Origin of the sequence: Acinetobacter sp. 12966, assembly GCF_031196995.1 — a bacterium.
Taxonomy (GTDB): Bacteria; Pseudomonadota; Gammaproteobacteria; order Pseudomonadales; family Moraxellaceae; genus Acinetobacter; species Acinetobacter geminorum.
Genome location: NZ_JAVIMC010000034.1, coordinates 43,176 through 55,166, shown reverse-complemented (window position 1 = coordinate 55,166; position 11,991 = coordinate 43,176). Strand labels below are relative to the sequence as shown.

Below are 11,991 nucleotides of genomic sequence, written 5' to 3'. Positions count from 1 at the left end.
TGATTTATGAAAGAGATCTATTGAAAAGTACCTTTATTTTATTAGAACTTATTTTAGTTATTTTTTAATATTATTTTTTTATCACATTTAATTATTAATTTATTTTAAAGACAAGGTATAGACAAATGTGTATATGGCTTAAAATTTCTTTTTTATTTACCGAGCTTCAGATGAAATAAAAAGGAACTATTTTTGTTTATGCGGTTTTCTTTAAAATTGTTTCTTTAGCTACTAATTTCTGTGGTTCTTCTCCAGCTTACAAATAAAATTCTATTCAACGTAATCTTCATCTTATTTAAGAAATAGCTTTTATTACTATCTTTTGATTAGCAACATTACGTTCAAGTTTCATCGTTCCATAAATCACACCAAGCTTTCTATTTTCAGAGATTTATTCCCATAAACGCTACGATAAAATGCACTCAGATAAAAAATTAAATGAGGAGAATACATCATGTTTGATATGCGTTTATCTCACGAGCGTGGTGCAGCACATCATGGTTGGTTACAATCAAAACATAGCTTTTCATTTGCTAACTATTGGGATCCTAAACAAGTCGGTTTTTCGGACCTCCTTGTAATTAACGATGATAACGTTGCTCCATCTAAAGGCTTTGGTACTCACCCTCACCGCAATATGGAAATTATTTCCTATGTGCTTGAAGGCGCATTAGAGCATAAAGACTCAATGGGTACAGGTTCTGTGATTGTGCCGGGTGACATTCAACTAATGAGTGCAGGTCGTGGTGTTGCTCATAGTGAATTTAACCACTCAGCTCAAGAAGGTGTTCATTTCTTGCAAATTTGGGTTGTTCCAAATGAAGTGAATACAGAGCCTGGCTATCAACAAGTTCATATTGATGAAGCAGACAAACGCGGTAAATTGCATTTGATCATCTCACCAAAAGGTGGTGAGAAAACTTTATCGATCAAACAAGACATTAATATTTACTCAGGTCTTTTTGATGGTGAAGAAACTGCTGAATTTGTAATTCCTGAGGGTCGTTATGTGTACCTACACGTTGCCAAAGGTCGTGTTGATGTAAATGGTAAAACTTTTAATACTGGCGATGCAGCACGTATTCGTGACGGTGGAAGCTTATCGTTTACCAATGGTGATAACGCCGAAATTTTGATTTTCGATATGCGTCCTGAAGAAGTTCCAACCATGCCATAATGCAATTAAGCCCTCACATAAACTTTATGTGAGGGCTTTTTATATTGTTTAGTCGACTTATGAAAATGCTATCTCTGCTCAATGCTCTTCTGAACGCGCCATCTCTGTGTTGATATAACTCATGATCATCGTGGTTAGCCCCTGTACCATTTCATCAAAACTAATATAAGGGTTTGGCAAAATAAGATGCCGTGCGACATTAAAAATTCCACTATTGATACAGATATAGGTAATTACGGGTAAATTATTAATTTTTAGGTATTTGGGATTATGCATCATATATTTCATGATGACTTCCATTAAAGCCTGTTCAATTTTGGGAATGTATTTGTCGTACTGCAATTCCCCTGCATAGCGCAAAACAGTCAAATAGCGGTCATTATTTTTCTTTAATAAATCACTAAAAGTATAAAAAATCATTTCAATGACAGGCTCTAACTCCAACTGTAAAATCGTCGGTGTAAGCTCTGTAATCATGTCCAGAATTTCCCGAACAAAAAAGTGATTCATCGCATCATAAATTTCTTCTTTATTTTTAAAATATTCGTATAAAGACCCGACACTCACCCCTGCAATTTCTGCAATATGACGTGTCGTGGTTCCACTCGGTCCATGAAGTGCCACTGCAATAAAACCTGCTTCAATAATCGTGTCGACAGTGACTTTGGCTCGAGTTTGACGAGGTTTACGCGTAGTCATACGATCTAATCAATAATCCGAACATAAAGTCAGATTAGCATGTAATCTAACTCGGTAGAAATAAAAAAACAAAATCCGAATAGTTGTCAAACTTAATCAGAAAAACTGAGAAAAACAGATCTCAACTTATCAATCAATCGATGCTTTTATTTACTATTTTCCGAGATCAGGAATAAATTTAATTTGTTATATTTCAAAAATATAAATCAAATTTATTTAAAATTATTATTACAAAGAATGTCTATAAAATACTTTTATATATTTAAAAATTTACCCGAATTGAATCCGAACATAATGTCAGATTAATATGAAAAAATTAAAGAAGACTCTTTAAGCAGCTCTTTTGTCTGCCTCGGTTCTTCTTCCGTTATTCAGCCAAATAATCAAACAAATAACGGAGCAACAACACCGTAGTCAATGCAGAGAATTATCTGTTTTTGAAAATGGAATTTTACAGTGCTTTGTTGATCATTGAGTTTATTAATTTTCATCAAAATGCACCACTACTTTGCTTCAGGGTGTCGCCATGATCTCGACCGCAGTTAAAAAATCATTCAACAAACTTAAATTTCAGCGTGAAATTGAGCTACCAGATTTTGCTAGCAAAAGCTCAATTCCAATCAGACATTTAAATATTGGTTTTGATGGTAAAGAAATTGATGTCAGATTCTATATGGACAATCAATTTGCTACTTTGTTTTTTGCCACACTTTCGGTGTTTTTAACTTATGGCGAAGATCTGGTTATTGAAACCGCTCGCCATCACCGTGAATTTATCAAAGATCCAATATTAAAGCAGCGAGTAACGTCGTTGATTGGCCAAGAAGCAATTCACTCAAAATTGCACAATGAATATAACGATGCCCTTCAAGATGCTGAATATCCTGTTGCGCTATATCGTTTTCTTGGCTCAAACTTCTTTAAATATGTTTTCTTAAAGTTTCCACAGCCACTCAAATTATCAATGATGGCGGGTATTGAGCATTTTACTGCGGTACTTGCTGAATACATGATGAAGCATGAAAAGAACTTCTATTATTCAAATGACGAAAAAAGCCGCGCATTGTGGATGTGGCATATGCTTGAAGAATCTGAGCATAAAGATATTGCCTATGATGTCTATCAACTGTTAAATGGTAGTTATGCACTACGTGCATCTGGTTTCTTCCTCGCGCTATTTACCATTTTAGGTTTAATCCCTGCGACTACATTATTTGTCCCTGTTTTAAGAAAGCCACAAGAGATGCTGACCTTGAAATTCTGGAAGGACGCCCGTCGTGGTGTAGGCTTAATCTTTGGTCCAAAAGACGGAGTTTTCGGCAGTACGATTGGTCAAATTCTTGACTACTTACGCCCAGACTTTCATCCAAATGATCATGATACGACTGAATATCTTGAGTATTACAAAAAGAAATTGCTGACCGAAGGCGGCGCAATTGCTCCTTACTTTGTTAAAGAATTTACCCCACCAGTACGCATGTCTTAATCGTCCTGCATTTCCAGCTATCGAATAGGTAGCTGGTATCTCTTCAAGCTATTTATGGATGAATCATGATTTTATTTGGCAAAAAGAAAGTTAAACCAAGCCAAAAAGCTTATGCCGTAGTGACGGGTGCAGGCAGTGGGATTGGTCGAAGTTTTGCAATTGAACTTGCGAAACGTGGTGGTAGCGTAGTGTGTGCAGATATTAATCTCGAAGCTGCTGAAGAAACAGTAAAACTTCTTGAACAAGAAGGCGCAAAAGCTTTTGCTATGCGTTGTGATGTGGGTAATGCTGAACAAGTTAACCATCTCGCTGAAACTGCTGAAATTTTGCTTGGGCACCCTGTAACTCTTGTCATTAATAATGCTGGTGTAGGTTTGGGTGGCAAGTTTGACGAGCTAACCTTAGAAGACTGGAACTGGGTCATGAATATTAACCTTTGGGGTGTTATTCATGGTTGTCATGCATTTGTTCCCAAGTTTAAAAAGTTAGGTTACGGCGGAGTTGGAAAGAAAAAGCCAAATACTGGCAAAAATTGTCTTGCACCAAATCTCGCTGTACCGTAATGAGTGCAGCGGCATCGCGTTCAATAATGAATTGACGTACTGAAGATGGAATATCTTGCTCATCAATTTCAATGCGAATTCCCTGGGATGTATCCGACACATCAAAGCGGGTAAAAGCAAAGGTTAAGGTAAAATAGGTCAAGGCCAAATCTAATGCTTCGCGAATGCTGGCGCTACTCATCAGTGCCATACCTAATGGCCCAAATGTGGTGAAATGATAACGCGTACCCACTTCCAAGCCTAATGTCGGTCTGTCTCCTAGTTGCTCAACCAAGTTCTGAATTAACTGTAATTCCTGATGGCCTGTCACCACCATATTAGGGTCGAGTAATTGTTGTTGGCTAAGCCCAGTTCCTTGCAAAATTGTTTTATAAGAGATGCCTGATTCCACTGCAAAATCAGCCATTAACCGAACACTATGTACACTGCGTTCAAAAGCCCATGCATACTTCACTGTATTGCTCAGAATGTCCTCGAATCACAATATTTTGTCCTCATCCATCCTCTAAATCAAGCAAATAAACGTCTATTCTGCATACAGGAAATTGCGATTTTTTCGCTCACTGTTTTTAAGGATTTAGAGCAGCCCATGTTTAACTCGTCATCTAATTCAAATAAAAATGTACGCATCGCCATTATTGGCACTGGTTTTGGTGGTCTAGGACTTGCCATTCGTCTCAAACAAGCAGGTTTTGAACAATTTACTCTATTTGAAAAAGCTGCCGATGTCGGTGGTGTCTGGCGTGACAATACGTATCCAGGTGCTGCATGTGATGTGCCTTCTCATCTGTATTCTTTTTCTTTTGAGCAAGAGCTAGGCTGGAAAAATCGCTATGGGACATCTCAAGAGATTTATCAATATTTACGCCACTGTGCGGATAAATATGATATTCGTCCGCATGTTCAATTTAATACTGAAATTGCCAGTGCTGAATTTGATGCCCTAAAAGGTGTATGGCACATTCAAAGTACGACTGGTGAACAGTTTGAAGCTGAGTTTCTAGTCGGTGCGGTAGGCCAACTCAACCGCCCTGCTTATCCAAAACTTAAAGGTATTGAAAACTTTAAGGGTAAGGCATTTCACTCAGCGCGTTGGGACCATGACTATGACTTAACTGGCAAACGTGTTGCAGTAATCGGTACAGGTGCAAGTGCAATTCAGTTCGTACCTGAGATTGCTAAACAGGTTGCTCATCTCGATGTTTATCAACGCTCGGCACCTTACGTGATTCCTAAACCAGATCGGGTTTACCAGCCTTTAGAGAAAAAAGCTTTCCGTAAACTGCCGATTTTGCAAAGTCTAGACCGCGCCTTGCAATATGGACACCATGAAATTCGCCTACTTGCTTTTACAACTTCTTTAAATGAAATGCCTTTGGTGGAATATTTATTCCAGCGCCACATCCGTAAAGTCGTTAAAGATGGGAAGCTGCGCCACCGCTTAATGCCGGATTATCCAATTGGTTGTAAACGTATTTTAATTTCTAACCACTGGTATGAAACACTGACCCAGCCTCATGTCGATGTGATTAATACGGGCATTCAAGAAATTACTGAAAATGGAATTTTAGATACGGACGGAAATCTAAGAGAGGTTGATACCATTATTTATGGTACGGGCTTTGCCGCAACAGAATTTATGGCGCCAATGCAAATTACAGGTCTTGATGGCCGCACCTTAAAAGACACTTGGAAAGATGGTGCAGAAGCTTATCTCGGTTTAACTGTGAGCGGCTTTCCAAACTTCTTTATGTTGTATGGACCAAACACTAATCTTGGGCACAACTCAATTGTATATATGATTGAAAGCCAAGTGAATTATATTTTAGATGCCATCCAGACAACTCTACAAAAAAAACTCCTGTTCACCAATGTTCGTGCAGAAGTTCAACATGAGTTTAATCAAAGCATTCAAGAAAAAATGAAAAAAACTGTCTGGGCTCAAGGTTGTACCAGTTGGTATCAAACTGCTGAGGGTAAAAATACCAATAACTGGCCAGGTTTTACTCTTGAATATCGTCAACGTACTCGTCGCTTTGACATTGAAAACTACACTCAGGTTTCGGCTATTTCTTAAATAAGCTTCACCATAGGAAATGAGAAAAATAAACGGAGAATTTTATGAAGTCTTTTAAAAATAAAGTCGCAGCTGTGACAGGTGCGGGTTCTGGTATTGGACAAGCACTTGCCATTGCATTAGCCAAACAAGGTTGCCATCTGGCACTTTCTGACATTAGTGAAGTCGGATTAGCTAAAACAGTCGAGCTTTTGGCACCTTATTCTGTCAAAGTCACCACTCAAAAAGTTGATGTAGCTAAGCGTGATGAAGTTGCCACTTGGGCAAAGGCAGTAGTAGATGAACATGGCCAAGTTAATCTGATTTTTAATAATGCTGGTGTCGCAATTGGTAGTACGGCTGAAGGTGTGAGCTATGAAGATCTTGAATGGCTCATTGGTATTAATTTTTGGGGCGTGGTTTATGGCACCAAAGAGTTTTTACCATACTTAAAGCAAAGTGGTGATGGGCATATTATTAATATTTCCAGTATGTTTGGTTTAACAGCTCAACCGACCCAAAGTGCTTATAACGCCAGTAAATTTGCTGTTCGTGGCTTTACTGAATCATTACGCCAAGAACTTGATATGCAAAATGCTGGAGTGAGTGCGACCTGCGTGCATCCGGGTGGTATTCGTACCAATATTGCCAAAGCTGCCCGCATGAATAATAGCGTCCAGTCTTTAGGAATGGACCCTCTAAAAAGTCAGGATGCTTTCGATAAATTACTTCGCACCCCTGCTGATGAGGCTGCTCAACAAATTCTGGAAGCTGTTCGCAAGAATCGTCGCCGTTTACTTATAGGAGCAGATGCAAAAGCCGTCGATGTGATTCAGCGTATTCTGCCGCAAGGCTACCAAAAGATCTTTGCAGCCGCGACTGCTTGGCAAACTCGCCTACTCAACAAATCAGCAAAATAAAAATAGTGGTCAGCATGCTCTTAATCTTAAGAGATGCTGATTAATCTAACATGCTTAGTATGAGTCCTTATTATGAAGCAGCTTCTTGCATGGACCATCCGTACCACGCTACGTCCAGCTTTATCCCCTAAGACACCACTAAGGCTACAACGTTTTTGTAGTGATGCAGCCAGCGCTATTGTGCTTGGGCCTCGTGGTTATCAAACAAAAAAGCAAACAATTGCTCAAGTACCGACAGTCCATATTCAGCCCAAAACGACTCAATTAGGACGCGGTATTTTGTATTTACATGGTGGTGGCTATGTGGTGGGTAGTTCAAAAAGTCATGCTAAGCTTGCCGCTCAGATCGGACATGTAGCTCAGACACAAGTCTGGTTGCCTGAATATCGCCTAGCACCAGAACACCCAAGCCCTGCTGCTATTGAAGATGTAGTTGCAGTCTATAAAGCTTTACTTGCCCAAGGACAAGACCCGAAAAAACTCGTAATCGCTGGCGATTCTGCTGGCGGCGGACTGAGTCTAAGTACGGCAATTGCAATACGAAATGCAGGGTTACCGTTACCAGCAGCATTAGTTTTACTTTCACCTTGGGTTGACTTAAGCCTATCTGGAAGCACGATTAAAACTCATGCTACCCAAGATGCGATGTTGTCAGAGGGCTGGTTAACTTGGTGTGCAAAAAACTATTGTGGCCAAAAATCGGCAACCGATCCAACCTGTTCCCCACTCTATGCAGACTTAACTGGATTACCACCTATTCTAATTCATGTCGGTACCGAAGAAGTTTTATTAGACGATGCAAAACGTCTCACTACACAAACCGAAAAGTACGGTATTCCGACGAACTTGAAGGTTTATGACCAAGTCGGACATGTTTTTCAATTTCACGCGGGTATACTAAAAGAATCTAATGACTCGATTGAGCGCATTGGGCAATTCATTGATAAACATACACAGTCAATATAAAAATATCGCCAGAGAGGAGTCCTCGGCATGACAACAAACAATTATGACTATGATTACCTCATTATTGGTTCAGGCTTTGGTGGTAGTGTTTCTGCCTGCCGGCTAACCGAAAAGGGCTACTCAGTTGCTGTAATGGAAATGGGGCGACGCTGGGAAGCTAAAGATTTTGCTAAAAATAACTGGAATACCCGTCGTTGGATTTGGCGCCCGGGCATGAAACTTTTTGGTTATTTCAACATGCGTTTTTTTCGCCATGTCACCATTATTTGCGGGAACGCCGTAGGTGGCGGTTCAATCACCTACGCTAATACCCTACTTGTTCCACCTGAACATATTTGGGATGAAGGCACGTGGGCAGATGCAGCGGACTGGAAAAATGAAATGCCACAGCACTATGCTGAAGCCGAACGTATGCTTGGGGTGACGGATAATAAAATTTTCGGTCCTGCCGACCACATGCTCAAAAAAATGGGCGATGCAGTTGGGGTTGGACATACGTTTAAACCGACGCGCGTTGCAACTTTCTTTCCCCCCGAAGGTGAACAAGGTGGCAAGACCTACCCTGACCCGTACTTTAACGGCGAAGGTCCAGACCGCGGAACTTGTACGGCATGTGGCGGCTGTATGACGGGTTGTAAACACAACGCAAAAAATACATTAGATAAAAACTATTTGTATTTTGCCGAAAAAAATGGTGCTAAGGTTTACGAAGAAACCAAAGTTGTTGACGTTAAACCACTTAATGGTAAAGCCGATGGCAGCGATGGCTATGAAGTTACGACTGAATGTTCAAGCTCATGGTTTAACAAACAACGCCGTACATGGCGTGTTCGTAATGTGATTTTCTCAGCATCTTCTTTGGGAACCCAAGAAATGTTGTTCCGTTTAAAACAGTCTGGTTCACTACCAAATATTTCTGATGATTTGGGTAATCGGGTACGTACCAATGCCGAGTCGATTTTAGGTGTTCGTTTTTTTGGTAAAGATGTCGACATGAGTAAAGGTGTGGCCATTGGTTCAAGTATTTACATTGACCATGACACCCACATTGAAGCGACTCGTTACCAAACTGGTTCAGATGCCATGGGTCTTATGTGTACTTATATGGCGAAAGGTAAACCGGGTTGGACGCGTATCTTCTTTTGGCTATGGGCACTTATTTGCCATCCATTTATTTTCCTTCGCATGAGTAATCCGGTCAGTTTTGCACGTCAGACTTTAATTTTCTTGGTGATGCAAACAGCTGATGCCTCAATTAATATGCGCTTGAAACGTAATTGGTTCTGGCCTTTTGGCAAGGTGTTATCGAGCGAAGGTAAAAAGCTACCTGTGTATATTCCGCAGGCCAATGCATTTACCGAAAAAGTTGCCAAAATGTTTAATGGCCACCCCATGACGACTATTACCGAAATTTTGTTTAACGTACCTTTTACAGCCCACTGTATGGGTGGTTGTGCAATTGCTTCAAGCCCAGAGCGCGGCGTGGTAGATGGACAAAACCGAGTGTTTAACTATAAAAACTTATATGTTGTAGATGGTTCAATGTTAGGTGCAAATTTGGGCGTTAACCCAAGTCTCACCATTACAGCTCTTGCAGAACGCGCAATGTCTTATATTCCGGCTAAACATACTTTGGGTGAGCAGCAAGATGATCAAACAGTGACAGAATCTTTAGAGATCACTAAAGCTTCTGCCTAAAATAGAAATTTGTTTTATAAAAAAAGCCTATTTAAAAATAGGTTTTTTTCTTTCACTTTTTTAAATTACATCGCTACGGCTTTAGCACGAGCTGCATGCAACTTTTTATAGCTCTCGATCAGACGTAAATGGCGATCAAGTCCTTCTAGTTTCATGCTTGTTGGTGTTAAACCATAGAAACGAACACTACCCTCTACAGAACCTAATACCGCATCCATTCGTGTATCACTAAACATACGACGGAAATTAGTCAGGTAGTCTTCAAGCTCTAGTTCTTCATCTAACATTACTTCCAGCACCACATTCATGCACTGATAGAACAAGCCACGCTCAACGGTGTTGGTGTTATATTGCAAGTAAGTTTCAACGAGCTCTTTTGCTTCTTCAAATTGTTGTAAAGCAACATAAATTAGCAATTTCAATTCTAAGATAGTGAGTTGACCCCAAACTGTATTGTCATCAAATTCGATACCAATGAGTGTGGTGATTTCAGTGTAATCGTCTAACTCGCATTCCTCTAAGCGCTCAACCAATGCCTCAAGCTGCTCATCATCTAAACGATGTAGATTTAGAATATCTTCACGGAATGAAAGTGCCTTATTGGTGTTGTCCCAAATCAAATCTTCAACGAGATAAATTTCTGAGTAATCCGGTACTAAAATACGGCAAGCGGTCGCACCTAAGTGCTCATAGACTGCCATATATACCTCTTTGCCCATCTCTTCGAGAATACCAAACAGTGTTGCAGCTTCTTCTGCATTCGACTCTTCGCCTTCGCCAGAAAAATCCCATTCAACAAAGTCATAGTCAGATTTAGAACTAAAGAAGCGCCAAGATACCAAACCGCTTGAGTCAATAAAGTGCTCAACAAAGTTGTTCGGCTCAGTGACCGCATTACTTTGGAAAGTCGGTTGTGGTAAATCATTTAAGCCTTCAAAACTACGGCCTTGAAGTAATTCAGTCAGACTACGTTCCAACGCAACTTCAAAACTTGGATGCGCACCGAAAGACGCAAACACCCCACCCGTACGTGGATTCATTAAAGTTACACACATTACAGGGAACTGACCACCTAATGATGCATCTTTAACTAATACAGGGAAACCTTGCTCTTCTAAGCCTTTAATACCAGCAACGATACTTGGGTATTTTGCTAATACGTCTTCTGGAACATCCGGAAGTGCAATTTCACCTTCTAAGATTTCACGTTTAACAGCACGTTCAAAAATTTCTGACAAGCATTGAACTTGGGCTTCTGCCAGAGTGTTGCCTGCACTCATACCATTACTTAAGTACAAGTTTTCAATTAAATTTGATGGGAAATAGACAACTTCACCGTCAGACTGGCGCACAAAAGGTAGCGAGCAAATGCCGCGCTCTACATTGCCTGAGTTGGTGTCATATAAATGTGTGCCAAGCAACTCATCATCTGGGTTATAAATCTCAAGACAATATTCATCTAAGATTTCTTTAGGTAATTCACCATTTGGACCCGGTTTAAACCATTTTTCATCTGGATAATGCACAAATTCAGCATTGGCAATATCTTCACCCCAGAACTGATCGTTATAGAAGAAGTTACAGTTTAAACGCTCAATAAACTCGCCTAATGCAGACGCTAAAGCACTTTCTTTAGTCGCGCCTTTACCATTGGTAAAACACATCGGAGACTGGGCATCACGAATATGTAACGACCATACATTTGGAACAATATTACGCCAAGATGCGATCTCGATCTTCATGCCCAAATTTGCCAAAATAGCAGACATATTGGCAATGGTTTCTTCTAATGGCAGGTCTTTACCTTGAATATAGGTATGGCTTTCTGAAGTTAGACTTGGCAATAACAATGCTTGCGCATCTGCGTCGATGCTTTCAACTTCTTCAATAATAAATTCGGGACCCGTTTGAATCACTTTTTTAACAGTACAACGGTCAATCGAACGTAAAATCCCTTGGCGATCTTTCTCTGAAATATCGGCTGGTAATTCAATTTGAATTTTAAAGGTTTGCTTATAGCGGTTTTCAGGATCAACAATATTATTTTGCGATAAACGAATATTATCGGTTGGGATATCTCGAGCTGCACAATACACTTTTACAAAGTACGCTGCGCACAATGCTGACGATGCTAAAAAATAGTCAAATGGGCCCGGTGCCGAACCGTCACCCTTGTAGCGAATTGGTTGATCGGCAATTACCGTAAAGTCATCGAACTTAGCTTCCTGTCGAAGATTGTCGAGATAATTAACCTTGATTTCCATGCTGGCACCTAAATATTTTTATGTGTCAGCACAGACACATAAAATTCTAAATATTGAAAAATAAGCCGAATCACAGCGAAGAAATTGACTTAAAAAAATGAGAGATTAAAGCCATGTGTTTAATGAGAGACTCAAGTGGCTTTAATAAGATTGGCGGTATTA

Annotated in this window: 8 protein-coding genes and 2 pseudogenes; 7 read left to right on the top strand and 3 right to left on the bottom strand. The window is 40.0% G+C overall.

Translation table 11 applies throughout. The annotated features are described in order from the left end of the window. Positions 1–454 precede the first annotated feature (454 nt). A complete protein-coding gene (locus tag RFW85_RS06585; RefSeq protein WP_005070386.1) occupies positions 455–1,177 on the top strand; it encodes a pirin family protein in 723 nt (240 codons plus the stop codon). A gap of 78 nt (positions 1,178–1,255) precedes the next feature. Here RFW85_RS06585 and RFW85_RS06580 read toward each other — a convergent pair whose 3' ends face one another. After that, a complete protein-coding gene (locus RFW85_RS06580; protein ID WP_002163161.1) occupies positions 1,256–1,876 on the bottom strand; it encodes a TetR/AcrR family transcriptional regulator in 621 nt (206 codons plus the stop codon). A gap of 526 nt (positions 1,877–2,402) precedes the next feature. On the opposite strand from RFW85_RS06580, the gene RFW85_RS06575 reads away from it, so the two are divergent. Beyond that, a complete protein-coding gene (locus RFW85_RS06575; RefSeq protein WP_002163169.1) occupies positions 2,403–3,362 on the top strand; it encodes a metal-dependent hydrolase in 960 nt (319 codons plus the stop codon). Between the two features lie 65 nt (positions 3,363–3,427). Further along, positions 3,428–3,865 (top strand): annotated as a pseudogene (locus tag RFW85_RS06570) (SDR family NAD(P)-dependent oxidoreductase); the annotation flags it as partial. On the opposite strand, the pseudogene RFW85_RS06565 reads toward RFW85_RS06570, so the two are convergent. Further along, positions 3,864–4,379, bottom strand: a pseudogene (locus tag RFW85_RS06565) (AraC family transcriptional regulator); the annotation flags it as partial. The pseudogenes RFW85_RS06570 and RFW85_RS06565 overlap by 2 nt on opposite strands. Positions 4,380–4,514: 135 nt before the next feature. Here RFW85_RS06565 and RFW85_RS06560 point away from each other — a divergent pair. The 4 genes from RFW85_RS06560 to RFW85_RS06545 all read left to right on the top strand — a co-directional run bounded on the left by RFW85_RS06560 (position 4,515) and on the right by RFW85_RS06545 (position 9,565). Continuing rightward, a complete protein-coding gene (locus tag RFW85_RS06560) occupies positions 4,515–6,002 on the top strand; it encodes an NAD(P)/FAD-dependent oxidoreductase (RefSeq protein ID WP_170249362.1) in 1,488 nt (495 codons plus the stop codon). 44 nt (positions 6,003–6,046) lie between these two features. Beyond that, positions 6,047–6,901, top strand: a complete 855-nt coding sequence (locus RFW85_RS06555) for an SDR family oxidoreductase (protein ID WP_309171265.1) — start codon at positions 6,047–6,049, stop codon at positions 6,899–6,901. Between the two features lie 72 nt (positions 6,902–6,973). Next, complete coding sequence (locus tag RFW85_RS06550; RefSeq protein ID WP_309171264.1) at positions 6,974–7,867, top strand: alpha/beta hydrolase; 894 nt, start codon at positions 6,974–6,976, stop codon at positions 7,865–7,867. 27 nt (positions 7,868–7,894) lie between these two features. Next, a complete protein-coding gene (locus RFW85_RS06545) occupies positions 7,895–9,565 on the top strand; it encodes a GMC family oxidoreductase (protein WP_086264388.1) in 1,671 nt (556 codons plus the stop codon). A 65-nt stretch (positions 9,566–9,630) separates the two neighbouring features. Here the strand turns inward: RFW85_RS06545 and RFW85_RS06540 are convergent, their stop codons facing one another. Beyond that, positions 9,631–11,829, bottom strand: coding sequence for an OsmC domain/YcaO domain-containing protein (locus tag RFW85_RS06540; protein ID WP_309171263.1), 2,199 nt, complete (start codon positions 11,827–11,829; stop codon positions 9,631–9,633). Positions 11,830–11,991 lie beyond the last annotated feature (162 nt).